Here is a 25871-nt window from a genome sequence, read left to right as displayed (position 1 = left end):
CGAGCTCGATGACATAGTGGCCTGCTGGACAGAGTTCGAATGAGGACCTTGGGACCGACGCGGCTGCGCTGCCTTTCGCGGGCAAGCCCGCTCCCACAGGATTGCGCTGGCCCTGTAGGAGCGGGCTTGCCCGCGAAAGGCAGCGCAGCCGCGTCGGTCCCAAGGTCCTCATTCGAACTCTGTCCAGCAGGCCACTATGTCATCGAGCTCGTTCCGCCATTCATTGCGTCGCTTGTGGGGCCAAGACAAGTTCAGCTACGCCATCCGGGTGACCATCGCCCTGACCGGCACCATGGCCTGGTGCTGGTACCAGAACGAGATGAGCCTGCTCATCCCGTTGTTCCTCGGCATCATCGCCAGCGCCCTGGCCGAAACCGACGACGGCTGGCAGGGCCGTCTCAGTGCGCTGGCCGTCACGCTGGTGTGTTTCGCCATCGCCGCGCTGTCGGTCGAGCTACTGTTCCCCTACCCTTGGATCTTCGCCGGCTCCCTGGCCCTGGCAGCCTTCGGCCTGACCATGCTCGGAGCACTGGGCGAACGCTATGGCGCCATCGCCTCGGCGACGCTGATCCTGTCGGTGTACACCATGATCGGCGTTGACCAGCGCGGCGGCGTGGTCACTGATTTCTGGCACGAGCCGCTGCTGCTGGTGGCTGGAGCCGCGTGGTACGGGGCGCTCTCGGTGCTCTGGCAGGCGCTGTTCTCCAACCAGCCGGTGCAGCAGAGCCTGGCCAAGCTGTTCTACGAGCTGGGCAGCTACCTCAAGCTCAAGGCCAGCCTGTTCGAGCCGGTGCGCACCCTCGATGTCGAGGCCACGCGCCTGGAGCTGGCCAAGCAGAACGGCAAGGTGGTGGCCGCGCTCAATGCCGCCAAGGAAATCATCCTGCACCGGGTCGGCAACAGCCAGCCCAACTCCAAGGTCAGTCGTTACCTGAAGCTGTACTTCCTGGCCCAGGACATCCACGAGCGCGTCAGCGCCTCGCACTACCCCTACAACGCCCTGAGCGAGGCGTTCTTCCACAGCGATGTGATGTTCCGCTGCCAGCGCCTGCTGCGCAAACAGGGCTCGTCCTGCCAGGAGCTGGCCCGTTCGATCCGCCTGCGCCAGCCATTCGTGCTCGCCAGCGGCTACCCCGAGGCGCTGGAAGACCTGAACGCCTCGCTGGAGCATCTACGCACTCAGAACAACCCGGCCTGGCGCAGCCTGCTGCGCTCGCTGCGGGCGCTGGCAGTCAACCTGGCCACGCTGGACCGCTTGCTTGGCGCGGCCAGCAACCCCGACAGCCTTGCCGACGCCAGCGACAGCAGCCTGCTCGACCGCTCGCCGCGCACCTTCAAGGAGGTGTGGAAACGCCTGCGCACCCAGCTCACGCCCACCTCGCTGCTGTTCCGCCACGCCCTGCGCCTGCCGCTGGCGCTGTCGATCGGCTATGGCATGGTGCACCTGATCCACCCCACGCAAGGCTACTGGATCATCCTCACCACCCTGTTCGTCTGCCAGCCCAACTATGGCGCGACGCGACGCAAGCTGGTGCAGCGGATCTTCGGCACCGCCATCGGCCTGACGGTTGGCTGGGCGCTGTTCGATCTGTTCCCCAACCCGATCGTCCAGTCGCTGTTCGCGGTGGTCGCTGGCGTGGTGTTCTTCGTCAACCGCACCACCCGCTACACCCTGGCCACGGCGGCGATCACGCTGATGGTGCTGTTCTGCTTCAACCAGATCGGCGATGGCTACGGGCTGTTCCTGCCGCGCCTGTTCGACACCCTGGTGGGCGCCCTGATCGCGATCCTCGCGGTGTTCCTGTTCCTGCCCGACTGGCAGGGGCGGCGCCTGAACAAGGTGCTGGCCAATACCCTGAGCTGCGCCAGCCTGTACCTGCGCCAGATCATGCAGCAGTACGCCAACGGCAAGCGCGACGACCTCGCCTACCGCCTGGCCCGGCGCAACGCCCACAATGCCGACGCGGCGTTATCGACCACGCTGTCGAACATGCTCATGGAGCCGGGGCACTTCCGCAAGGAGGCCGATGTGGGCTTCCGCTTCCTGGTGTTGTCGCACACCCTGCTCAGCTATCTGTCAGGGCTCGGCGCACACCGGGATACGGCACTGCCTGCCGAGGTGCACGAACAGTTGATCGATGGGGTCGGCAGCAGCCTGGCACGCAGTCTCGACGAGATCGCCAATGGCCTGGCGGCGCGGCTGCCGGTGGCCATTCACAGCGATGAAGAAGAAGCGCTGGCCAACCAGCTGGAGCAGATGCCCGAGGAGCTGGATGAGCATCAGCGACTGGTACAGACCCAGTTGGCGTTGATCTGCCGGCAACTGGGGCCGTTGCGTACATTGGCAGCGCATCTGATCAAGGAAGGGGAGCCGGCTTGAGGGTAGCGTCGCCCTCTTCGCAGGCAAGTCGCAGCGGCGAACCGCCGCTTCCCACAGGAACTCCGCTACCTGGTGGGAGCGGGCTTGCCCGCGAAGAGGCCGGCACCGACACCCCAGGTCACAAGCCATACTGCTTCAACAACCGCGCATAGCTGCCATCGGCCTTCATCCCCGCAATCGCCTGCTCGAAGCGCTCGACGATCTGCCGGTGATCCGGGTTCTTCAGGCTGACCAGGATGTGCAGGCTGTTCTCCCCCAGCGGCCGCTCGACGAAATCCACTGCCTCGCGCACCTCCTGCGGCTCCCGCTGCAGGTTGTAGCGCGCCACGTACTCGTCCTCCACGGCCAGGTCCACGCGCCCTGCCGCGAGCATGCGGATCGCCGACGGAAAGTTGCGCACCGCCACCTTGTTAAGCCGGTTGTCGCCATCGAACGCCGGTGAGTAGGCGTAATCGCGCACCACGGCGATGCTGTACGGATACAGGTCGACCAGTTGCCTGAAGCCGAATGCCTCGCGCTGGCGCTTGAGCAGGCGAATGCGGTTGGTCAGGTAGGCGCCGGAGAACTGACCCAGGCGGGTGCGTGATTCGTTGTACCAGGCGTTGATCAGCACGTCGTAGCGGCCTTCGCCAACGCCCATCAGCGCCCTCGCCCAGGGCACTTCCTCGAACTCGCTGGCATACCCGGCGCGGGTGAGTGCCGTGGTCACGATACTGGTGGCCAGCCCACCGCCCGGCATGGCGCTGTCGGAAAACGGCGGCCACTTGTCGGCGACCAGGCGCAACGGCGTTTGGGCCGTGGCAGGTGCCATGAACATCATTGCGGTCAATCCCAGAACGCAAAGCAGTGGCCGCATGCTCAGTTCCTTTCGCAGTTGAGGGCCCCACACTGATTACGCGAGAGTACACAAAGGCGACAGTCGACGGCAGCGGACAATGATGTCATTTAGCCTCTATTTTAGCCGAACTGTGCGAGCAGGTCTCCTTGGCGGCTTGCCCCAAGGGACATCAATGCACACCGCGCGATCTGCGCGTCCTGCACCGCCACGCCGGTCAGGTCAGCCAACGTGATCGCGGCATCCTGCGTACGACCACTCGCCCGCCCAGCCAGCAACGCGCCGATCTCGATCAGGTCGGTAGCTGCAATCAGCCCGGCCTCCAGCGCGTGGGACACCTCGCCGTAGCGGCTGCATTGGCCGATAGCGTCCACCACGATGCAATCGGCGGCGGCCACCAGCGCTGGATCGAGCTCCTGCTTGCCAGGGCCATCGGCTCCCACGGCGGTGATATGGGTGCCGGGCTGTATCCATTCACGCTGCAGCAGCGGCTCGCGCGAAGGCGTGGTGCAGACGATCAGGTTGGCGGACTCGGCCAGCTCGCGGGCATCATGGGTGGTGCGCACCTCGAAGCCCAGCCCTTCGGCGAACCGTCGGTAGTCCGCAAGCCGCCCGGCATCACGGCCCCAGGCGATCAGACGACGGCAGTCGGTGACCGGTAGCAGTTGTTCGAGCTGCATCCGCGCCTGCACCCCGCTGCCCAGTACACCGATTGCCCGTACCTTGCGCGGCGCCAACAGGCGGGCGGCGATTTGCCCGGCCAGCGCGGTGCGCAGGCAGGTCAGCCAGCCTTGGTCCTGGAGCAGCGCCAGCGGTTGGCCGGTACTGGCCGAAAACACCAGCATCAAGCCATCGTTGCTTTCCAGCCCCTTGGAAGGGTTGTCGTAGAAACCGGTGGAGACTTTCACCGTGAAGCTATCGCTGCCCTGCAGCCAGGCGGACTTCACGCAGCAGTCGCCGTTTTGTTCAGGGAAGGCGAAATTCTGCACCGGTGGCACATGGACCTTGCCCGCGGAAAAGGCGATAAAACCCTCTTCGATCAGGCGTACCGCCAAATCCCGGTCGAGGATTTCGACCAGTTGCGCCTTGTCGATGATCCTCATTGGATCGCCTCCAGGAACTTCTCCAGCACGATGTTGCGCCCGCACAGCACCACCGCGACCTTCTTGCCCTGGAACTCACCGGCCAGTTTCTGCATGCCTGCGACGGCAACCCCTGCCGCCCCTTCGATGATCCAGCGGTCGTGGCCTGCGACGTCGCGCATGGCTGCGCTGATCTCAGCCTCGCTGACCAGCACGGTGCGATGCAGCAACTGCTGGCACAGGGGGAAGGTGATGGCGCCGGGCTCGACGCCGCCGGCCGTGCCGTCGGACAGGGTATCGAGCTCTTGCATCTCGATGATCCGTCCCTCCTCCAGCGAGCGCTGCAGGGTGGGCGCGTTGGCCGGCCAGCAGCCGATGACCTGCACCGAGGGTGCAAGCGCGCGCAATGCAGCGCCAATGCCCGAGATCAAGCCGCCACCACCGACAGCGACGAAAACCGCGTCCAGATCCGGCGCCTGCTCGAACAGCTCCATGCCGATGGTGCCCTGGCCAGCGATGATCTGCGCGTCATTGTAGGGGGAGACGAAAGGCTTGCCCTGCAGATTGGCCTGGCGAGCCGCTTCAAGCTCGACCGACAGCGGGTCAGCGTCGAGTTCGATCACCTTGGCCCCCAGGCCGCGCATGGCCCGGATCTTCAGCGGCGAGGCGCTGCTGCTGACGTACACGGTGACCGGCACACCCAGCAATTGCCCGGCCAGTGCCAGGCCCTGCCCGTGATTGCCGGAAGAGGCGGTGATCACGCCAGCCTGACGCTGCGCAGGGTCGAGCAGGCGCAGCTTGTTGCTGGCCCCTCGGAATTTGAAGGAGCCGGTGTGCTGCAGGTGCTCGCACTTGAGATGGACATTGCAGCCGCTCTGGCGGGAAAGCCCCGGGCTGTGGCTGAGCGGCGTGACCGCCACCTGGGGGCGAAGGGCTTCATGGGCTTCGCGGATGGCGTGTGGCAGGGTGTCCAGGATGGTCATGGTGGCTCCTTGGGCGATGCGCAGGGGCAAACGCCACGATATAGAATTAAATTCTACCGTAGACTATTTTTCCACGCATTGAAAGCCTGTCGCTTGCCAGCGATGGCCTCAGCCTTGGCGCAACGCCTTCACATACTTGTATACCGTCGCCCGCCCCATCCCCAGCACGTTGGCCACGTAGTCATGGGCGCTCTTGCCACGGAACGCGCCCTCCCCGTGCAGCGCCTCGACCAACTGCCGCTTCTGCTCGCGGTCCAGCCCGCCCAGGCTCAATCCACGCGCCTGCAACCAGGCATGCAGGAAGGTGTTGATGCGCTCCTGCCAGTCGTCGCGGAACAACGCCTGCGGTTGCGGCAACAGGCGGCTGGCCTGGAAGAACGCCTCCAGCGCATCGCGCGCCTGCTCGAGAATCGAGACGTTGAGGTTGATGCAGATCAGCGCCTCGGGCTGGCCGCTGGCGTCGCGCATCACACTGCTGATCGAACGGATCTTCTGCCCGTTCCAGTTGAGCTTTTCATACGGCCCCAGGCGGGTGCTGTCATCGAGCTGGCTGGGCAGGTCGTCGAGCCCGGAATCATCGCCGAGCTGGCGCTTGGAAATGTTGTTGGCGATATGCACCACCGTCTGGCTGGCCAGGTCGTGCACCACCACTTCGGCATGCGGGAACAACAGGGCTGCGATGCCCTCGGCCATGGCGGCGTAGTTGCTGAAGCGGCTGGACGACATGAACGGGTCCTGGAGGGTGGTCATGGATAGCCGAGCACTTCGCGAATAGTGCGCAGGTGCTGGATGATCCACTGCTTGTCGATCGCACCCCAGTCGTGGATGCGGTAATGCCCGGCGTGGTTGCGCGCACCGCTCTGCTGCTCGAACTCGCAGACGATGTCCAGGTCTGCCAGGGCGGCGATGGTGTCCTGGGCCGTGCGTCGCGGCATACCCGTGGCTTCCATCAGCGCGGGCACGCTGGTGGCGGTCTGGCTGTCGATCAGCCAGGCCACGTAGAGGCGGCGATAGAAGCTGCTCTTGGTCTTGCTCACGTCCATGCTGGTGGGATCCTCATGCATTGCCTGGCAATTCGCGCCAGGTCAGGTAGACACGCAAGTCGAACTCCAGTTGATGGTAGTCCGGCTCCATGTGCTGGCACAGCTGGTAGAACGCCTTGTTGTGGTCGCGCTCACGCAGGTGCGCCAGCTCGTGTACCACGATCATGCGCAGAAACTGCGGCGCCGCGTCCTTGAACAGCGAGGCGATGCGGATTTCCTTCTTGGCCTTGAGGTTGCCACCCTGCACCCGCGACACCGCCGTGTTCAGGCCCAGGGCCCGGTGGGTGAGGTCGAGACGGTTGTCGTAGAGCACCTTGTCCAGCGGCGGCGCGCTGCGCAGGTATTGCTGGCGCAGGTCCTGGGCATAGAGGTACAGCGCCTTGTCGCTCTGCACCTCGTGGCGGGCGGGGTAGCGCTGCTGCAGGTAGCCGCCCAGGCGATCGCTGGCGATCATCTGACGGACCTGTTCCTGCAGGTGCGGGGGATAGGCTTGCAAGTAGCGTAGGGTGGTCATGGGGTGGGAGTTTACCGAATTGGCGGGGGCCTGTGGTTGGCAGGGCTGGCCCTTTCGCGGGCAAGCCCGCTCCTACAGGACGCAAAATTTGGCTAGGATGCAGTATTCACCCCCTGCTCGAAGCACTCACCATGCCCAAAGCCAGCAAGATCACCGACCCGTCCTACGAACTGATGGACGACCACGAAGGCCATTCGCTGATCTATCGCCAGCACGGCTTCCCGAGCCCGCTGGTGCGCTGGCACTTTCACAAGGAATACGAGCTGCACTTGATCGTCGCCAGCTCCGGCAAGGTGTTCATCGGCGACTACATCGGCAACTTCGCCCCGGGCACACTGTTTCTCACCGGGCCGAACCTGCCACACAACTGGATCAGCCAGGTGGCCGCCGACGAGGTCGTCGACACCCGCGACATGCTGGTCAATTTCACTGACGAAGTGCTCGAGCAAGGCAGCCAGGTGTTCTCCGAGCTCAACCAGCTGACGCCACTGCTGGCCCGCGCCAGTTATGGCATCGAATTCCGCGATCCGCGCCTGATCGCCGAGAGCCAGCAACTGATGCAACGTATCTCGCAAAGTGCCGGCATGACGCGCCTGGGATACTTTTTTATCCTCATGGAACAGTTGGCTGCCTGCGAGGACTACCAGTTGCTGTCCACCGTCACCTCCTCGCAGCTGGCCGACGAACACAACGTCGACCGCATCAACCGCGCGGTGGACTACATCTTCCAGCACTACGCCCAGGACCTGACCCAGAACGAGGTCGCCGAGCACCTGGGCATGACCCCCACCTACTTCTCGCGCTTCTTCAAGCAGGCCGCCGGGCGCGGCTTCGTCGAGTTCGTCAATCGCCTGCGGATCAGCAAGTCCTGTGAACTGCTGGCGCGCAGCGACCTGCCGGTGACCGAGGTGTGCTTCGAGTCCGGCTTCAGCAACCTGTCCAACTTCAACCGGCGTTTCCAGCAGCTCAAAGGCATGACACCGTCGGGCTACCGCAGCCTGGTCACCCAGCGCCTGACCGAGCAAAACCTTTAGTGAAACGCTTGAGCAGTGCATCGCACTGCCAATACCCCAGTGCAAAAAAGTATCGGCCTGCGTGCAGTCGAGGCTTTGTTGCGCTGGCGATGCAGGAGTGTAATCGGCAACCAGCGACACAAAAAAAACAATAGTGACTTCCGCGCCGCCCTGCGGTCCGGAAGAGGAGTTCAACGATGAACGACTCGATCAAGGCCTGCGTGGCCATTGCCTGTCTGAGCCTGCCGGTGTTTGCCCAGGCTGCCGAAACCCTGACCATTGCCACCGTCAACAACAACGACATGATCCGCATGCAGCGGCTGTCCAAGGTGTTCGAGGAGCAGCACCCGGACATCAAGCTCAAGTGGGTGGTGCTCGAAGAGAACGTCCTGCGCCAACGCCTGACCACCGATATCGCGACACAAGGCGGACAGTTCGACGTGCTCACCATCGGCATGTACGAAGCCGCGCTGTGGGGTGCCAAGGGTTGGCTGGAACCCATGAAAGACCTGCCTGCCGACTACCAGCTCGACGATATCTTCCCTTCGGTGCGCGACGGCCTGTCGGTCAAGGGCACGCTCTATGCCCTGCCCTTCTACGCCGAAGCCTCGATCACCTACTACCGCAAGGACCTGTTCCAGCAGGCCGGGCTGCAGATGCCCGAGCAACCGACCTGGACCCAACTGGGCGAATTCGCCGCCAAGCTCAACAAACCCGAGGCCGGCCAGTACGGCATCTGCCTGCGCGGCAAGGCCGGCTGGGGTGAGAACATGGCGCTGATCGGCACCCTGGCCAATGCCTTCGGCGCCCGTTGGTTCAACGAGCAGTGGCAGCCGGAGTTCACCGGCAGCGAGTGGACCAAGGCCCTGAACTTCTACGTCGACACCATGAAGCAGTACGGCCCGCCCGGCGCCTCCAGCAACGGCTTCAACGAGAACCTGGCGCTGTTCAACAGCGGCAAGTGCGCAATGTGGGTCGATGCCAGCGTCGCCGGCTCGTTCGTCACCGACAAGAGCCAGAGCAAGGTCGTCGACGACGTGGGCTTCACCTTCGCGCCGAAGGAGGTCACCGACAAGGGCGCGACCTGGCTGTACTCGTGGGCGCTGGCGATCCCCACCAGCTCCAAGTCCAAGGACGCCGCCAGGACCTTCAGCACCTGGGCCACCTCCCAGGCCTATGGCCAACTGGTCGCCGACAAGGAAGGCGTGGCCAACGTGCCGCCAGGCACCCGCGCCTCCACCTACAGCGAGGCCTACCTGCAGGCCGCACCGTTCGCCAAGGTCACGCTGGAGTCGCTGAAGAAGGTCGATCCCAACCACCCGACCCTCAAGCCCGTGCCCTACGTGGGTATCCAGCTGGTGACCATTCCTGAGTTCCAGGCCATCGGCACCCAGGTCGGCAAGCTGTTCTCCGCCGCCCTGACCGGCCAGATGAAGCCTGAACAGGCGCTGGCCGCCGCCCAGTCGTCCACCGAACGCGAGATGAAACGCGCCGGCTACCCCAAGTAGACCGCCCCTGGCCGCCAGCACGCCGCCCTCGGTGTGCCGGCGGCCGGCTGCTCGCCTCTTTCTGCCGAACACGGAGTCGTCATGAACACCTCGGCCCTCGACACCCCGACCCACGCCACCGCGCGCCCCGGCAAACGCCGCGTCGGCCCCGGCTGGTTCCTGGTCAGCCCTTCGGTGGCGCTGCTGCTGTTATGGATGATCGTGCCCCTGGGCATGACCCTGTATTTCTCGCTGATCCGTTACAACCTGCTGTATCCCGGCGAGAACGACTTCGTCGGCCTGGAGAACTTCAGCTTCTTCGTCACCGATGCCGGCTTCCTGCCCGGCGCCCTGAATACCCTGACCCTGGTCGGCAGCGTGCTGGCGATCAGCGTGGTGTTCGGCGTGCTCATCGCCGCGCTGCTGGAAGCGGGTGAGTTCTGGGGCCGCGGCGTGGTGCGCGTGCTGATGATCTCGCCGTTCTTCATCATGCCCACGGTCAGCGCGCTGCTGTGGAAGAACCTGATCTTCCACCCGGTGTCCGGGATCCTCGCGGCGGTCTGGCGCCTGTTCGGCGCCCAGCCGGTGGACTGGCTGGCGCACTATCCGTTGCTGTCGATCATCCTGATCGTGTCATGGCAATGGCTGCCGTTCGCCATCCTGATCCTGATGACGGCCATGCAGTCGCTGGACCAGGAGCAGAAGGAGGCCGCACGCCTGGACGGTGCAGGCCCGCTGGCGATCTTCTGGCACCTCACCCTGCCGCACCTGGCGCGGCCGATTGCCGTGGTGGTCATGATCGAAACCATCTTCCTGCTGTCGGTGTTCGCCGAGATCTTCACCACCACCAGCGGCGGGCCGGGCTATGAATCCACCAACCTCGCCTACCTGATCTACAACCAGGCGCTGCTGCAGTTCGACGTCGGCATGGCGTCGGCCGGTGGCCTGATCGCCGTGCTGATCGCCAACATCGCCGCCATCGTGCTGGTGCGCATGATCGGCAAGAACCTCACCGAGCGCAGCTGAGGAGCCCGCCATGCTGACACTCAAGCAAACCCGCCGCCTGCGCGATGCGCTGATCGGCCTGCTGTGCTGGGGCATTGCCCTGGCGATCTTCTTCCCGATCTTCTGGATGCTGCTGACCAGCTTCAAGACCGAACTCGACGCCTTCGCCACGCCGCCGCAGTTCATCTTCCACCCGACGCTGGAGAACTACCTGCACATCAACGAGCGCAGCGACTACTTCGCCTACGCCTGGAACTCGGTGCTGATCTCGTTCTCCGCGACCCTGCTGTGCATGCTGATCGCCGTGCCGGCAGCCTACTCCATGGCCTTCTTCGAGACCCGCCACACCAAGCGCACGCTGTTGTGGATGCTGTCGACCAAGATGCTGCCGCCAGTGGGCGTGCTGATGCCGATCTACCTGCTGGCCAAGCAGTTCGGGCTGCTCGATTCACGGCTGTCGCTGATCATCGTGTACACCCTGATCAACCTGCCGATCGTGGTGTGGATGGTGTACACCTACTTCAAGGACATCCCCGTCGACATCCTCGAAGCGGCGCGCCTGGACGGCGCCGGCACCTGGCAGGAAATCCTCCGCGTGCTGCTGCCGATCGCCCGTGGCGGCCTGGCCTCGACCGTGCTGCTGTCGCTGATCCTGTGCTGGAACGAGGCGTTCTGGTCGCTCAACCTGACCTCTTCGGCCGCCGCACCGCTGACCGCGCTGGTGGCCTCCTACTCAAGCCCCGAAGGCCTGTTCTGGGCCAAGCTTTCGGCCGTCTCGACACTGGCCTGCGCACCGATCCTGATCTTCGGCTGGATCAGCCAGAAGCAGCTGGTGCGCGGGTTGTCGTTCGGAGCGGTGAAATGAATACCCCCAACTACGCCATCCCTGTAGGAGCGGGCTTGCCCGCGAAGCAAACACTGCGGTGCATGGCACCGGCTAAGCCGGTGTTCGCGGGCGAGCCCGCTCCTACAGGATTCTGCAAAACCTCAATTTTTCCTGGCCACTGCACAGGTAACTCGACATGGCTGACCTGAAGATCCGCAATCTGCAAAAAGGCTTTGATGGCCACGCCATCATCAAGGGCATCGACCTGGACGTACACGACCGTGAGTTCGTGGTGTTCGTCGGGCCATCCGGCTGTGGCAAATCGACCCTGCTGCGGCTGATTGCCGGCCTCGAAGAGGTGAGCAGCGGCAGCATCACCCTCGATGGCGTCGACATCACCGACACCGCTCCGGCCAAGCGCAACCTGGCCATGGTGTTCCAGACCTACGCCCTGTATCCGCACATGACCGTGCGCAAGAACCTGTCGTTCGCCCTGGACCTGGCGGGCGTGGCCAAGGCCGAGGTCGCCAGCAAGGTCGACAACGCCGCGCGCATCCTCGAGCTGCAACCGATGCTCGAGCGCAAGCCGCGCCAGCTCTCCGGCGGCCAGCGCCAGCGGGTGGCAATCGGCCGGGCGATCGTGCGCAACCCGAAGATCTTCCTGTTCGACGAGCCGCTGTCCAACCTCGATGCTGCCCTGCGCGTGCAGATGCGCCTGGAGCTGTCGCGCCTGCACAAGGAACTGGCCGCGACCATGATCTACGTGACCCACGACCAGGTCGAGGCGATGACCCTGGCCGACAAGGTGGTGGTGCTCAACGCCGGTCGTATCGAGCAGGTCGGCTCGCCGCTGGAGCTGTACCACCATCCGGCCAACCTGTTCGTCGCAGGCTTCCTCGGCACACCGAAGATGGGCTTTTTGCGCGGACACCTGAGCCGCAACCAGGGCAACCAGTGCGAGGTCGCCCTCGAGTGCGGCGCCCGCATCGCCCTGCCGCTGTGCGCAGGTGAACTGACCACCGGCAGCCAGATCACCCTGGGCATCCGCCCGGAGCACCTGAGCATCAGCCGCAGCGGTCACGGTGAACAGGGTTCGCTGCAGGTCACCGCCGATGTCAGCGAGCGCCTGGGCAGCGACAGCTACTGCCACGTGCGCAGCGCCTCCGGCGAGATGCTCACCGTGCGGGTGCGCGGCGATTTCGCGCCCGAGTACGGCGAGCAACTGGAACTGAGCTTCGATCCGGCGCACTGCCATCTGTTCGACAGCACCGGCAAGGCCCTGGACAAACGACTGCAACAGGCGGCCTGAGCCGTCTTCAAGGATTTCTCGATGAAACTCAACCAGCGCAATCTCGACAAGCTGCCCGCCCCGGTCGCCCGCCCCACCTATGACCCAGCGCAGCTGCGCCAGGGCATCGTGCACATCGGCGTCGGCGGCTTTCACCGCGCCCACCAGGCCGCCTATACCGACGCCCTGATGAACCGCGGCGAAGCCCTCGACTGGGCGATCTGCGGCGCCGGCCTGCGCAGCGAAGACCGCACCATGCGCGACGCCCTGGCCAGCCAGGATCACCTCTACACCCTGTTCGAACTGGGCGAAAAACCCAACACCGAGGTGCGCGTGATCGGTGCCATCAGCGGCATGCTGCTGGCCGAAAGCGACAGCCAGGCGCTGCTCGACAAACTTGCCGACCCTGCAGTCCGTATCGTCTCGCTGACCATCACCGAAGGCGGCTACTGCATCGACGACAGCACGGGCGAGTTCCTCGAGAACCTGCCGCTGATCCAGCACGACCTGGCCAGACCTGACCAGCCGCACAGCGTATTCGGCTTTCTCTGCGAGGCCCTGCGCCGTCGCCGCGAGGCCGGCACCCCGGCGTTCACGGTGATGTCCTGCGACAACCTTCCACACAACGGCGACGTGGCGCGCAAGGCACTGCTGGCCTTCGCCCACCTGCTCAACCATGACCTGGCCCAGTGGATCGCCCGGCACGTCAGCTTCCCAAATGCCATGGTCGATCGCATCACACCGATGACCAGCGACGAACATCGCCGCCAGTTGGCCGAGCGCCATGGTGTAGAGGACGCCTGGCCGGTGGTCTGCGAGCCGTTCCTGCAGTGGGTGCTGGAAGACAAGTTCGTCAGCGGTCGCCCGGCCTGGGAGAAGGTCGGCGTGCAGTTCACCGACGACGTCACGCCCTATGAAGAGATGAAGATCAAACTGCTCAACGGCAGCCACCTGGCGCTGACCTACCTGGGCTTCCTGCAGGGTTATCGCTTCGTCCACGAGACCCTCGCCGACGACCTGCTGCGCCGCTACATGCGCAACTTCATGGACCAGGACGTCACGCCGCAACTGGCGCAGGTGCCAGGCATCGACCTTACGCACTACAAGGACAGCCTCACCGAGCGCTTCTCCAACCGCGCCATCGCCGACCAGTTGGAGCGGGTGTGTTCGGACGGCTCGTCGAAGTTTCCCAAGTTCATCGTACCCACCGCCAACCGCCTGATTGCCGATGGCAAGCCGCTGGAGCGCGTGGCGCTGGTAGTCGCAGCCTGGGCGCTGTACCTGGGCGGCAAGGATGAAAAGGGCAATGTCTACAGCATTCCCGATCCGCGCGCAGCACAGTGCCAGGCCCGTGTCGTCCAGCGCGAAGGCCTGGCGGCCCGGGTGCTCGGCGATGAAGCGATCTTCGGCACGGCGATCCCCAACTCACGGGCCTTCGTCGACGCCTTCGAGCGCCTGTACGACAGCTTGCGTGAAGTCGGCGTGGGTGAAACCCTGCGCCGGGTACTGGGCGACTGAGACGGAGCGCAGCAATGATGGAAGGACTGTTCCTCGGCATCGACTGCGGCACCCAGGGCACCAAGGCCCTGGTGCTCGACGCAGACAGCGGTCGCGTACTGGGGCTGGGCAGCGCGGCACATGCGGCGCCGCAGGGCGACCACGGCCGCCGTGAACAGGATCCGGCAGACTGGCTGCAGGCCCTGCGCACGGCGGTGGCCAATGCCCTCGCTGACGCCGGGGTCGGGGGCCATGCCATCCGCGCACTGGCCGTCTCTGGCCAGCAGCACGGCCTGGTGATGCTCGATGACCAAGGCCAGGTGCTGCGCCCGGCCAAGCTCTGGTGCGACACCGAAACCACTACGGAAAATGACGAACTGCTGGCCGCCCTCGGCGGCGCCGCAGGCTCGCTGGAGCGCCTGGGGCTGGTGGTCGCGCCGGGCTATACGCTGTCCAAGCTGCTGTGGAGCCAGCGCCATCATCCAGACCTGTTTGCCCGCGCCGCACACCTGCTGCTGCCCCACGATTACCTCAACCACTGGCTCACCGGCCGTGCCTGCAGCGAACCGGGCGACGCCTCGGGCACCGGCTACTACGATGTGCGCAAACGCACCTGGGCCGCCGATGTGCTGGCGCTGATCGAGCCCGGCAAGCGCCTGCTGGCGGCACTGCCCGAGCTGGTCGAGTCCGGCGACTGCATCGCCACCCTGCAGCCCTCGGCAGCCCGGGCGCTGGGCCTGGACACCGGCGCATGGGTGGCAAGCGGTGGGGGCGACAACATGCTCGGCGCCATCGGCACCGGCAACATTCGCCCCGGCATGATCACCCTCAGCCTGGGCACCTCCGGCACCCTGGCCGCACACCTCGACCAGCCACACGTCAGCCCCCACGGTGAAGTCGCGACTTTCTGCGGCTCATCCGGCGGCTGGCTGCCGCTGATCTGCACCATGAACCTGACCAGCGCCTGCGCCCTGGTGCAAGACCTGCTGCAACTGGACCTGGCTGCGTTCAGCGACCTCGCCGCACTCGCCCCTGTCGGTGCCGACGGTTTGTTGCTGCTGCCGTTCTTCAATGGCGAGCGCGTGCCCGCACTGCCCGAGGCCAGTGCCAGCCTGCACGGTATGACCAGCAGCAACCTGACCCGTGCCAACCTCTGCCGGGCGGTGCTCGAAGGCACCTGTTTCAGCCTGCGCTACGGGCTCGACCTGCTGCGCGCCAGCGGCCTGCAGGGCCAGGAGATCCGCCTGGTCGGCGGCGCGGCGAAAAGCCCGCTGTGGCGCCAGACACTCGCCGACCTGCTCGGCCTGCCGGTGGTGTGCCCGCGCCAGACCGAAGCCGCCGCCCTGGGTGCTGCGATCCAGGCTGCCTGGAGCCTGGGCCGCAAGCTCGGCGAAGGTGACAGCCTGGAGGCTCTGTGCCAGCGCTGCGTCGAACTCGACGAAAGCACGCGCACCACACCCCGGCCCGCGCAACGGGCGGCCTACGAAACCGCCTATCAACGTTACCTTTCGCATCTGCCTGCACACTGATCGCAGGTATCCTGCCCGCTTACTTCGTTTCGGAGAATTTCATGTACCTGGTCTGTGGCGAAGCCCTGTTCGATGTGTTCAGCCTGGATAACAGCCCACGCAGCAACGAGTTGGGCTTCAAGGCGATTGCCGGCGGCTCGCCGTTCAACGTCGCGGTCGGCCTGCGCCGGCTGGGCGTGGATTCGGCGCTGTTCGGCGGGCTGTCCAGCGACTACCTCGGCGCACGCCTGCGTCGGGTGCTGGAAGAGGAAAAGGTCGATTGCAGTTACCTGGTGACCAGCGATGCACCGACCACCCTGGCCATGGTCGGGCTGGATGCGAGCGGCTCGGCGCAGTACCAGTTCCGTGGCGAAGGTTGCGCCGACCGGCAGGTGCGCCTCGAACACCTGCCGCTGCTCGGTGACCAGGTCCGTGGGCTGCACGTGGGCTCCTACACCCTGGTGGTCACACCCGTGGCAGACACCTTGCTGGCACTGGTGCAGCGCGAAAGCGCACACCGGCTGATCAGCCTCGACCCCAACGTACGCCTCAACCCGCAGCCCGACGTGGCGTTGTGGCGACGCCAGGTGCAAGCCTTCGCGGCCCACGCCCACCTGATCAAGGCCAGCGAGGAAGACCTCGCGCTGCTCTATCCGGACCGTGCGCCGGCCGAGGTGGCCCGTGGCTGGCTGAACGACCGCTGCCGACTGGTGTTCGTCACCCACGGTGCAGACGGCGCCAGCGTGCATTGCGCGCACGGCTCGTGGACACGACCGGCAGATGCCTCGCTGGCAGTGAAAGACACCGTGGGCGCTGGCGATACCTTCCAGGCTTCGGTGCTGACCTACCTCGCCCGCATGGGTGCCGACAGCCCTGCAGGGCTGGCGACACTGGAGCGGGAAACGATCGATGGCATGCTGGGCTTTGCCATTCGTGCGGCGGCGATCACCTGCTCGCGAGTTGGGCCGGATTTGCCGTTTGCGGATGAGTTGTAGCCAGTACCAAAACGCTACTGCCGGAACCATGACTACCGAGATTTTCGACTTGACGCAGATGCTGGTTGATGTGCGATCGACTTCGGGGTGTACCTACGCCATGCATCCTTGTTGGATATCCAAGGTGCGGGTACCGGTCGGCCACCCAACGAGAACAACGTCTTGGTTTCAAGCCGCGGCCAGTTCCTTTTGACATAGCGCAGCTCACTGGAGGTGACAGACCGCCCGGCGCCGCGTGTCTTGTCTATAACGGCATCAAGATCAATACCATCCAAAATGAAATGCAACGTAGCGCTGTCGTGGCTCGCCACCAACTCGATACCAGCCTTGCTCCCTCTCTTCCACAATAGCTGTGGGCCGCTGTGCGCATCCAGCCAGGTATGAAAATCCTCTTTGCCCCAACCTAGCCGAACCTCCGTGTACACATTCAAAATATCGAATCGCGGGTGTTTCTTGAGAACGGCAATGTACTCGGGCCACAACGAGTAACCGGGATACCGGGAAGCGGCAGCGTCGAGCATTGAATGCTCTGGTCTTATCTTTTTACTGAGCTCACGGCCCGTAAATTTATGGCCATGATCACCAGAGTCCTTCGCCAACGCCAAATCCTTTATAGTTGTTGCGACTGCCAAATTGTATTGATCGATAGAAAATCCATAAGGACCAAACTCCCAGTTTATACCTATCGTATTTTTTAAGTATTGATCACGATACGATCTTAATCCGAAGTTCAACTCAAACTTATTTGAGCTCACCCCCCCGCCAAACTCAATCCCCCCCTCGTTGGTCATCAACCCAGCAACATCACGGAACATTATCGGGTTGTTTCTGGTCATTCGAAAAATATTGATACCGTCAACAGTACCCGCAGGATCGGGATTTAACCATCGCCCCACCCACGGCTGGTAATAGCGGTACCCGTAGTAATAAAGCCCTGTAACATCCCGCTCCCGCCCCGAATAGCGAACCGTCTTGTACTCCACCTCTATGCGATGACGCCCCGCCAGAATCGCCGTTCCCCCATAGGGGTAATATTCTTCGAGGCTGATGACACTGCCCTCGCCATTGAGCTCCAGTCCGACACTGCCGATCAGGTTGTCATAGCCAAAACGTACCTGGTCGTTATCGATCCCCTCCGGTTTACCGGCCTCCCAGCGCAACGCCCGCACCTGGGCGCGCCCTGCCTCGCCCATCACCACCATGTGCAGACTTTCCCGCACGGCGCCGTCGACCGTCGTGATACGCAGCTCAAGCCCCGGCAGATACAGCGTGCGTTGCACCTTCAGTGATCCACCTTGCTGCTGATGACTCACCTTGAGCACACGCTGCCTGCCAGCATCGTAGCGATAGCTTTCCTGAGTACCGCCTGCAACCCTGCGTAACTCACCGCGTGCAGTCCACTCAAGCGGCTGCCCCGGCAGCAGCACACGCTGCTCGCCACCTGCGCTGAACAGCACCTCGACCTTGGCCGGGTCGCTGGCCAAAACGCTCGACACGCCGCGATTACTGCGCTGGCTGACGGTGATTGCAGTGACGTAGTTGTTGTTCGTGGCCGGCGCACTATGACGGACATGCGTGAGATTGCCCGCGCTGTCGTAGGTATAACTCCGGGTGTAGAGGGTATAGGCCGAATCATCCACCGGCAGCGGCACCAGCACGCCTGGCAGGTGATTGCCCTGCTGCCCGGCATTGGCCATCTCACGGCCGCTGGCGAAGACCAGTTGGTACAGGCTGTCGTAGCGGTACTCGCTTTGCGCGCTGATCTTCTGGTTGCGCCAGAAGCGCGTCGGCTCGGCGTCGTTGGCCAGCCCAACGACGTTACCGACCGGGTCATAGCGATAGTGCAGGTCCTGCAATCGCTGGCCTTCGCTGGTCTGGCGAGTGGTCCGCACGGTCGCCAGGCGCAGGGTCGTCGGTTCGTAGGTGTACACAGTGACGATGCCGTTGCCATGCACCTCGTGCTGCTTGCGCCCTCCCGCCGAGTAACTCGCCGACCTGACGATCTCACGCTCTGGCGTACCTTCGAGCGTTAACCAGCTGGCCGCCAGGACGCCTGCCACATCGTAGGCGCTTCGCTGCTGATGGCCTGCGCAATCCAGCGCCGTGAGCCCCTTGCCGGTGGCGTCTACGTGGCTACGGGTCGTGTAGCGCTGATCATCCAGCAGTGCGTCCCAGGCCTCAGCAGCCTCACCTTGCCAGTTAACTTGCACCGCATCGTCGTCGCCACCCTTCAGCAGCTTGCGCTGCACACAGAGGGCTGCGCCGCCGAGGGCGTTGGCGAGGGTAGAAACGCACCCGGCCGGGTCGTAGTGAACGATCCGGGTGCCCGCCAGATTAAGGGCTTTCTCCTGCGGCTCATTGCCGCCATACAACACCCGCTCACGGGTACGAGGGGTATCACCGGCAACCTGCTCGCTCACCGCCAGCAGACGCCCAGGCAAATCGACCGGCTCATAGCGCAAGGTACGGGTCACGGCTTCAGCGAAATTGCCCTGTCCATCCAGCGTCCTGCCAATACGGCTCACCGAGAACAGGTCACGTCTGGCTGCGTCTTTCAGATCGAGGCTCACGCCCGCATCGACGCTTTGCGTGCGTATCACCTGAGCTGTCAGATCATGCCGATGAATGAAGTTGGCAAGGCCTGCGCCATGCAACCGTGGGTCGGTGATCTGCGCCAGTCGGCCGGCCGGACTGAACACCTGCCGCGTGATACGCGTATCGGCGGCATCCAGCAGCGAAGCACGCTGATACTCGATCTCGCGCACCGTTTGGCCGCGGTTGTCGAGGACCTTGATCGAGGGCGTCTGCTGGAACAGTGCGCTGCTCACAACCTGTACACCTGCGGGTCATGACTGGAGAGACGACAGTCGCTCATCATGAGCCGAACGGGCAACTGGCAGTTCTATCAGGTCTGGGGAGTGGTTGATCGGGTCGGCACCCACGGATACACCGTCGGAAAACCACGCGCATCCCTCGCCGTCATCGGCCGTGCAACCAGGAAACCCTGCACGTAGGCGCAGCCGCTGTCGCGCAGCCACTGCGCCTGAACGTCGGTTTCCACGCCCTCGGCGATCACCGTGATGCCATAGGCGGCGCACAGCGCGATGACGCTGCGCGCCAGCGCCGCATCGACCTTCGAATCGGGCAGGCGTGCCACCAAGTGGCGGTCGAGCTTCAGGGTGTCGATCGGCAGGTCGCGCAGCATGCGCAGCGAGCAATCTCCGGCGCCGAAGTCGTCCAGCGCCACGCGTACGCCCAGCTCGCGCAAACGCTTGACCTGCTTGGCAGCCGCGTCGATGTCATACATCAATGAGGTTTCCGCCACCTCCACTTCCAGTTGTGCAGGCTCCAGGCCGTGCTCCTGGATCGCCCGCCGCAGTTCATCGACCAGGTTCGGCTGGGTGAACTGCGCGCGGCTCAGGCTGATGCCCAGCACCACATCGTCGGCGAATACCTGGCGCCATTCGTGACGCTGGGCCGCGCCCTTGCTGTAGATCCAGCTCGCCAGCCGATGGATGAGGCGCGCTTCTTCCAGCAGCGGAATGAACAGCCCCGGCGGCACATCGCCAACACTGGGGTGCCGCCAGCGCAGCAGCGCCTCGAAGCCACGCAGACGTCCGTCGGCAAATCCCACCTGCGGCTGGTAGACCAAGGTGAAGTCCTTTTGCTCGATGGCAGTGCGCACACTATCCTCGAGCATCAGCCGCGAACGCGCGCGGCCGTTGAGCTCCTGGTCATAGAAGCGATACTGCTGGCGCCCGGCGCGCTTGGCGGCATACATCGCCGCATCGCCAGCGCGCAGCAGGCCTTCGACGGTGGCACCGCAATCAGGGTAGGTGGCGATGCCGATACTGACCCCAAGACTGACATCCTGGCCGTCAACCTGCGGGCAACTGGACATGCGCTCGATCAGGGCCTCGGCGTACCGGCCGGTCTGCTCCGCATAGGGCAAGCCGTCGAACAACGCGGTGAACTCATCACCGCCCATACGCCCAAGCATCGCCTGGCTGCCCAGGCAGTCCTTGAGTTGCTCGGCGACCCAGCGCAGGACCCGGTCGCCCGCTTCGTGACCCAAGGAATCGTTGATTCGCTTGAAACCATCCAGATCCATGTACATCAAGGCCTGGACCTTGCCGGGCCGTTCGTTGCGCAGCAACGCACCTTCTGCCGTCTGGTAGAAACCGCGGCGGTTGAGCAAGCCAGTCAGCGGGTCGGTCACCGCCTGGTGTTCCAGTTGCTGGTGCAGGCTGCGCACCACCGACATGTCCAGTACGGTCACCACCATGGCCTTCTGTTCAGCGGGCAGCGGCGCACACGACAGCGCTACCGGAACCAGCGGCCCCTCGGGCGGACGCAACTGGGCATCGTGCACGCGGAAGATCTGCCGCCCCAGATAGGCCTGGTAGAAGTCCGAGTCGCGCCACGACGCAGCGCTGGGCAGTTGGATCAGGTCCAGGAGATGGGCGCCCTGCAGTTTGTCCACCGACATCTGCAGCAGACGCGAGATAGCAGGGTTGGCAAAGCTGATATCACCCGCCTCGTCGACCACCAGGATACCCTCGGCGGCGTTCTCAAGAATCGAGGCATTGAATGCGCGGGCCGACTCCAGCTCACGACTCAACCGCTGCAGCATGCGGCGGTTGCGCTGCTGTTCGAGCAGGGCCTGCACCTTGGGCTTGAGGATCTGCGGATCGAAGGGCTTGAACAGGTAGTCCACCGCGCCACTGGCATAGCCCTTGAGCACGGCAGCTTCGGACTGCTCGTTGGCGGTAAGGAAGATGATCGGGGTAAGGCGCGTGCGTTGGCTGCCGCGCATCAAGCGGGCGACCTCAAAGCCATCCATCTCGGGCATCTGTACATCGAGCAGGACCAGGTCCACTTCGTGTTCCAGCAAGGTGCTCAGTGCTTCCATCCCTGAGCCTGCGGTGAGTACTTGCCAATCCTGCCGGGCTAGCAAAGCCCGCATGCTGATCAGGTTTTCCGGGTAGTCATCGACCACCAGCAGCACTGAGCTGCCTTGCGGTGCCGCGGGTTGAGCTCCATCCATGCCGCTTCTCTTGTCCGACCGACTTCGTCTTGTAATTGGATCCGATTCTCTACTCTAGACGCGACTTTGCAGGACGCAATGCAATCAGTTCGCTATCAATGGATAAACTGAAAATAGCCGACTAATGGTCACTGCGCTTTGCGATCATTTCACAGGCGAAAAAAAACCCGCATTTCTGCGGGTTTCTTCAGTGCCATCAGCGGATCAGTTGACCTTTGCGGCCAGCTCGCCCTTGGCGTAACGCAGGTACATCTCATCCAGCGAAACCGGCTTGATCTTCGACGCGTTGCCAGCGGTACCGAAAGCTTCGTAACGCGCGATGCAGATGTCACGCATGGCTTCGACAGTCTTGGCGAAGTACTTGCGCGGGTCGAACTCGGACTTGTTCTGCTCCAGGAAGCGACGGATCGCGCCAGTGGAGGCCAGACGCAGGTCGGTGTCGATGTTGACCTTGCGCACGCCGTGCTTGATGCCTTCGACGATCTCTTCGACCGGCACGCCGTAGGTTTCTTTGATGTCGCCGCCGAACTCATTGATGATCGCCAGCCAGTCCTGCGGAACCGACGAGGAACCGTGCATCACCAGGTGAGTGTTGGGGATACGCTGGTGGATCGCCTTGATGCGGTCGATCGCCAGGATGTCGCCGGTCGGCGGCTTGGTGAACTTGTAGGCGCCGTGGCTGGTGCCGATGGCGATGGCCAGGGCATCGACCTGGGTCTTCTTGACGAAGTCAGCAGCCTCTTCCGGGTCGGTCAGCATCTGGCTGTGGTCCAGGATGCCTTCGGCGCCGACGCCGTCTTCTTCACCGGCCTGGCCGGTTTCCAGGCTGCCCAGGCAGCCCAGCTCGCCTTCCACCGACACACCGCAGGCGTGGGCGAATGCCACGGTCTGCTGGGTGACGCGCACGTTGTATTCGTAGTCGGACGGGGTCTTGCCGTCTTCACGCAGCGAGCCGTCCATCATGACCGAGCTGAAGCCCAGCTGGATCGAGCGCTGGCACACGTCAGGGCTGGTGCCGTGGTCCTGGTGCATGCACACCGGGATGTGCGGGAATTCTTCGATCGCCGCCAGGATCAGGTGACGCAGGAAGGGAGCACCGGCGTACTTGCGGGCACCGGCGGAGGCCTGGACGATGACCGGAGAGTCGGTCTTGTCGGCGGCTTCCATGATGGCGCGCATCTGCTCGAGGTTGTTGACGTTGAAAGCTGGAACGCCGTAGCCGAACTCGGCGGCGTGGTCCAGCATCTGGCGCATGCTAATGAGTGCCATTGTGTATCTCTCTCCCGACAAGCGTCGTTGTTTCGTGCAAGCCTGCCGCAGGGGCGGTTGCTGTTCAAGTAGTTGTGGACCACCGTCGCGGTCCGGCCAATCACGGCGCCTTGCAGCCCCGCCCAATCAGATCGTTGGTCGCTTCCCAGTACACCAGGCCTTCATTACCCTTGGTGTGGAAGGCGAGCACGCCATCGCTGTACAGCGCGCCCGAGGCGCCGGGCTCGGCCTTGAGCCGGTAGACCTGGTCAGCGCCGCCGAGGCGGACATCGACCGACTGCTGCGAAGCATCGGCGAAGCGCCACAGCACTTCGGCCTGGCTGTCGCAGACCCAGCGGGTCCAGTTGTCCGTCGCGGCAGGTCGCGACGGTTGTAGCAGGGAGCAGCCTGCCAGGGTCGCCAGGGCCAGTACGGCCAGCAGCGCTTTCATTGAGTATCCTCGCTTCGAAGGCCGCACCACAGACCTTCTGTTCAAGACCACAAAACAGCCCATCGGTTGCCCGCTGTCCGATCAAGGGCAGCCGGGCGCCTTGCGCTGGTGTTCTTCGTCGTACTTCTCCAGCCCGTCCGGCCCCAGGCGCTTGTTGATCACCGGCACCGTCTCCGCCTGCCACTGCGACTGGTAACAGCCGCCCTTGGGCTCACGTGCCGGTTCGCTGTCGGGGGCGCCGCCGCTGGAGCAGGCCCCCAAAAACAAGGCCACGATCATCACAGGCAATTGCTTGACCATCAGGTCGCTCCCTTTGCCAGGCGCCGTCACTATCAGGCCTTGGCCCGTTCTTCCAGGATTGCCACGGCAGGCAGGACCTTGCCCTCGACGAACTCGAGGAACGCACCGCCACCGGTAGAAATGTAGGAGATATCAGCGCCGACGCCATACTTGTCGATGGCCGCCAGGGTGTCGCCGCCACCGGCGATGGAGAACGCGGCGCTTTCGGCGATGGCCTTGGCCAGCACTTTAGTGCCGTTGCCGAACTGGTCGAACTCGAATACACCGACCGGGCCGTTCCACAGGATGGTCTTCGACGACTTCAGCAGCTCGGCGAAGTTGGCGGCGGTCTGCGGGCCGATATCCAGGATCATGTCGTCGGCGGCCACGTCAGCAATGGCCTTGACGGTGGCTTCGGCGCTCTCGGCGAATTCCTTGGCAACGACCACATCGACCGGCAGCGGTACGCTGACCTTGGCGGCGATGGCCTTGGCGGTCTCGACCAGGTCTGGCTCGTACAGCGACTTGCCGACCGGGTGCCCGGCAGCGGCGAGGAAAGTGTTGGCGATACCACCACCGACGATCAGCTGGTCGCAGACGGTCGACAGGCTGTTGAGCACGTCGAGCTTGGTCGAGACCTTGGAGCCGGCAACGATGGCTGCCATGGGTTTGGCCGGCGCCTTCAGGGCCTTGCCCAGGGCGTCCAGCTCGGCCGCCAGCAGCGGGCCAGCGGCAGCGACCTTGGCGAACTTGGCCACACCGTGGGTGGAACCCTCGGCGCGGTGGGCGGTGCCGAAGGCGTCCATGACGAACACGTCGCACAGGGCGGCGTACTTCTGCGCCAGCTCGTCGGCGTTCTTCTTCTCGCCCTTGTTGAAACGTACGTTTTCGAACAGCACCACCTCACCGGCCTTGACCTCGACGCCGTCGAGATAGTCGGCGACCAACGGTACTGCGCGGCCCAGGGCCTTGCTCAGGTAGTCGGCGACCGGCTTGAGGCTGTTTTCCTGGGAGAACTCGCCCTCGGTCGGACGGCCCAGGTGCGAGCAGACCATCAGCGCGGCGCCCTTCTCCAGGGCCAGCTTGATGGTCGGCAGCGCTGCCAGGATACGCGCATCGCTCGTTACCACACCGTCCTTCACAGGCACGTTGAGGTCTTCGCGGATCAGTACGCGCTTACCTTGCAGGTCGAGGTCGGTCATCTTCAACACGGTCATGAATGCAGTCCTTCAGGGCTGTTTGCTGCGGGTTTGGTGGACGACGTGCAGATAATGTTCGGCAACGTCGAGCATACGGTTGGCGAACCCCCATTCGTTGTCGAACCAGGCCAGCAGGTTCACCAGGCGGGGGCCTGAGACGCGGGTCTGGCTGGCATCGACGATGGCCGAGTGCGGGTCATGGTTGAAATCACAGCTGGCGTGCGGCAGTTCGGTGTAGGCCAGCAGGCCTTTGAGCGGGCCGTCCAGCGCCGCCTCGCGCAGCACCCGGTTGACCTCGGCAGCCGTAGTGTCACGGGCAGTCTGCAGGGTGATGTCCAGGCACGAGACGTTGACGGTCGGCACACGTACCGCTTTGGCCTGGATTCGCCCGGCAAGTTCCGGCAACAGGCGCTCGATGCCGCGCGCCAGACCAGTGGACACCGGGATCACCGACTGGAACGCCGAACGGGTACGGCGCAGGTCTTCGTGGTGGTAGGCGTCGATCACCGGCTGGTCGTTCATCGCCGAGTGGATGGTGGTGATCTGCACGTACTCGATACCGAACGCCTGGTCCAGCACGCGCAACAGCGGCACGCCGCAGTTGGTGGTGCAGGACGCGTTCGAGACCAGCAGCTCGTCACCGGTCAGGCGGTCCTGGTTGATACCGTAGACCACCGTGGCATCGATGTCCGCCTCGCTGGCCATCGGCTGCGAGAACAGCACGCGCGGCGCGCCGGCGTCGAGAAAACGCTGGCCATCGGCGCGGGTGTTGTAGGCACCGGAGCACTCCAGCACCAGGTCGATGCCCAGGGCGGCCCAGTCGATGCCTTCAGGGGTGGCGCTGCGCATGACTTTCACGCAGTCGCCATTGATATGCAGACAGTCGCCGTCGACCTTCACCTCGCCGGGGAAACGCCCGTGGGTGGAGTCGAAGCGCGTCAGGTACTCCAGGCTGGCCTGGTCGGCCAGGTCGTTCAACGCAACGATCTCGAAACCTGCCTTCGCCCCTCGCTCGAACAGTGCGCGCAGGACACAGCGGCCAATGCGGCCGTAACCGTTGAGTGCAACTTTGTAGGGACGCTGGGGCATTCGGGACTCACGTGGCTAGTGCGTTGAACGGCCATCGCGGGACAAGCCCGCTCCTACAGAGCACTACACATGCGCTGTAGGAGCGGGCTTGTCCCGCGATCG

General features: G+C 64.1%; 22 protein-coding genes. 9 read left to right on the top strand and 13 right to left on the bottom strand.

Annotated elements, in window-relative coordinates; translation table 11 throughout:
• Positions 1-196: 196 nt before the first annotated feature.
• Positions 197-2380, top strand: coding sequence for a YccS family putative transporter (gene yccS, locus ACPZMI_RS04035; RefSeq protein ID WP_186665857.1), 2184 nt, complete (start codon positions 197-199; stop codon positions 2378-2380).
• A gap of 118 nt (positions 2381-2498) precedes the next feature.
• On the opposite strand, the gene ACPZMI_RS04030 is transcribed toward yccS, so the two are convergent.
• From ACPZMI_RS04030 to ACPZMI_RS04005, 6 genes are all read right to left on the bottom strand, one after another.
• On the bottom strand, positions 2499-3236 hold the full coding sequence (locus ACPZMI_RS04030; RefSeq protein WP_426351725.1) for a substrate-binding periplasmic protein: 738 nt from the start codon (positions 3234-3236) through the stop codon (positions 2499-2501).
• Positions 3237-3337: 101 nt separating this feature from the next.
• A complete protein-coding gene (locus ACPZMI_RS04025; RefSeq protein ID WP_426351724.1) occupies positions 3338-4318 on the bottom strand; it encodes an ornithine cyclodeaminase family protein in 981 nt (326 codons plus the stop codon).
• A complete protein-coding gene (locus tag ACPZMI_RS04020) occupies positions 4315-5280 on the bottom strand; it encodes a threonine/serine dehydratase (protein WP_426351723.1) in 966 nt (321 codons plus the stop codon). The genes ACPZMI_RS04025 and ACPZMI_RS04020 overlap by 4 nt, the downstream gene beginning before the upstream one ends.
• Before the next feature lie 108 nt (positions 5281-5388).
• Complete coding sequence (locus tag ACPZMI_RS04015; RefSeq protein ID WP_238343402.1) at positions 5389-6030, bottom strand: helix-turn-helix transcriptional regulator; 642 nt, start codon at positions 6028-6030, stop codon at positions 5389-5391.
• Positions 6027-6323 carry a winged helix-turn-helix domain-containing protein gene (locus ACPZMI_RS04010; RefSeq protein WP_186665854.1) on the bottom strand — a complete coding sequence of 99 codons (297 nt, stop codon included), beginning with the start codon at positions 6321-6323 and terminating at the stop codon, positions 6027-6029. The genes ACPZMI_RS04015 and ACPZMI_RS04010 overlap by 4 nt, the downstream gene beginning before the upstream one ends.
• A gap of 13 nt (positions 6324-6336) precedes the next feature.
• The gene (locus ACPZMI_RS04005; protein WP_054895460.1) at positions 6337-6837 is read right to left on the bottom strand and encodes a M48 metallopeptidase family protein; all 501 of its coding nucleotides are present in this window, start codon (positions 6835-6837) and stop codon (positions 6337-6339) included.
• Between the two features lie 131 nt (positions 6838-6968).
• Between ACPZMI_RS04005 and ACPZMI_RS04000 the strand changes: the two genes are divergently transcribed.
• The 8 genes from ACPZMI_RS04000 to ACPZMI_RS03965 all read left to right on the top strand — a co-directional run bounded on the left by ACPZMI_RS04000 (position 6969) and on the right by ACPZMI_RS03965 (position 16456).
• The gene (locus ACPZMI_RS04000; protein ID WP_186666114.1) at positions 6969-7871 is read left to right on the top strand and encodes an AraC family transcriptional regulator; all 903 of its coding nucleotides are present in this window, start codon (positions 6969-6971) and stop codon (positions 7869-7871) included.
• 176 nt (positions 7872-8047) lie between these two features.
• On the top strand, positions 8048-9358 hold the full coding sequence (locus ACPZMI_RS03995; protein WP_186665853.1) for an ABC transporter substrate-binding protein: 1311 nt from the start codon (positions 8048-8050) through the stop codon (positions 9356-9358).
• An 81-nt stretch (positions 9359-9439) separates the two neighbouring features.
• Positions 9440-10363: a carbohydrate ABC transporter permease gene (locus ACPZMI_RS03990; RefSeq protein WP_426351722.1), complete on the top strand. Its 924-nt coding sequence runs from the start codon at positions 9440-9442 to the stop codon at positions 10361-10363.
• Positions 10364-10373: 10 nt separating this feature from the next.
• Entirely contained in the window at positions 10374-11207 is an 834-nt protein-coding gene (locus tag ACPZMI_RS03985) for a carbohydrate ABC transporter permease (protein WP_063546497.1), read from the top strand.
• A 157-nt stretch (positions 11208-11364) separates the two neighbouring features.
• Positions 11365-12477: an ABC transporter ATP-binding protein gene (locus ACPZMI_RS03980; RefSeq protein WP_186665850.1), complete on the top strand. Its 1113-nt coding sequence runs from the start codon at positions 11365-11367 to the stop codon at positions 12475-12477.
• Positions 12478-12498: 21 nt separating this feature from the next.
• Positions 12499-13974 carry a mannitol dehydrogenase family protein gene (locus ACPZMI_RS03975; protein ID WP_426351721.1) on the top strand — a complete coding sequence of 492 codons (1476 nt, stop codon included), beginning with the start codon at positions 12499-12501 and terminating at the stop codon, positions 13972-13974.
• Between the two features lie 17 nt (positions 13975-13991).
• A complete protein-coding gene (gene xylB, locus ACPZMI_RS03970; RefSeq protein WP_426351726.1) occupies positions 13992-15482 on the top strand; it encodes a xylulokinase in 1491 nt (496 codons plus the stop codon).
• A gap of 41 nt (positions 15483-15523) precedes the next feature.
• Positions 15524-16456, top strand: coding sequence for a carbohydrate kinase family protein (locus tag ACPZMI_RS03965; RefSeq protein ID WP_426351720.1), 933 nt, complete (start codon positions 15524-15526; stop codon positions 16454-16456).
• Positions 16457-16488: 32 nt separating this feature from the next.
• Here ACPZMI_RS03965 and ACPZMI_RS03960 read toward each other — a convergent pair whose 3' ends face one another.
• The 7 genes from ACPZMI_RS03960 to epd all read right to left on the bottom strand — a co-directional run bounded on the left by ACPZMI_RS03960 (position 16489) and on the right by epd (position 25769).
• Complete coding sequence (locus ACPZMI_RS03960) at positions 16489-19284, bottom strand: RHS repeat-associated core domain-containing protein (protein ID WP_426351719.1); 2796 nt, start codon at positions 19282-19284, stop codon at positions 16489-16491.
• 77 nt (positions 19285-19361) lie between these two features.
• The gene (locus ACPZMI_RS03955) at positions 19362-21503 is read right to left on the bottom strand and encodes a putative bifunctional diguanylate cyclase/phosphodiesterase (RefSeq protein ID WP_426351718.1); all 2142 of its coding nucleotides are present in this window, start codon (positions 21501-21503) and stop codon (positions 19362-19364) included.
• Positions 21504-21707: 204 nt separating this feature from the next.
• On the bottom strand, positions 21708-22772 hold the full coding sequence (gene fba, locus ACPZMI_RS03950) for a class II fructose-bisphosphate aldolase (RefSeq protein ID WP_009399343.1): 1065 nt from the start codon (positions 22770-22772) through the stop codon (positions 21708-21710).
• Between the two features lie 100 nt (positions 22773-22872).
• A complete protein-coding gene (locus tag ACPZMI_RS03945) occupies positions 22873-23202 on the bottom strand; it encodes an MliC family protein (protein ID WP_186665843.1) in 330 nt (109 codons plus the stop codon).
• 81 nt (positions 23203-23283) lie between these two features.
• A complete protein-coding gene (locus tag ACPZMI_RS03940) occupies positions 23284-23502 on the bottom strand; it encodes a hypothetical protein (protein WP_186665841.1) in 219 nt (72 codons plus the stop codon).
• A 32-nt stretch (positions 23503-23534) separates the two neighbouring features.
• Positions 23535-24698 (bottom strand): phosphoglycerate kinase, encoded by a 1164-nt coding sequence (locus tag ACPZMI_RS03935; protein WP_063546513.1) that lies wholly within the window; start codon positions 24696-24698, stop codon positions 23535-23537.
• 12 nt (positions 24699-24710) lie between these two features.
• Positions 24711-25769 (bottom strand): erythrose-4-phosphate dehydrogenase, encoded by a 1059-nt coding sequence (epd, locus tag ACPZMI_RS03930; RefSeq protein ID WP_186708275.1) that lies wholly within the window; start codon positions 25767-25769, stop codon positions 24711-24713.
• Positions 25770-25871: the final 102 nt, after the last annotated feature.

Origin of the sequence: Pseudomonas wayambapalatensis, from assembly GCF_049942315.1 — a bacterium.
Classification (GTDB): domain Bacteria; phylum Pseudomonadota; class Gammaproteobacteria; order Pseudomonadales; family Pseudomonadaceae; genus Aquipseudomonas; species Aquipseudomonas wayambapalatensis.
Note: the sequence above shows the minus strand (reverse complement) of the source record. Positions and strands in the feature narration are given on the sequence as shown.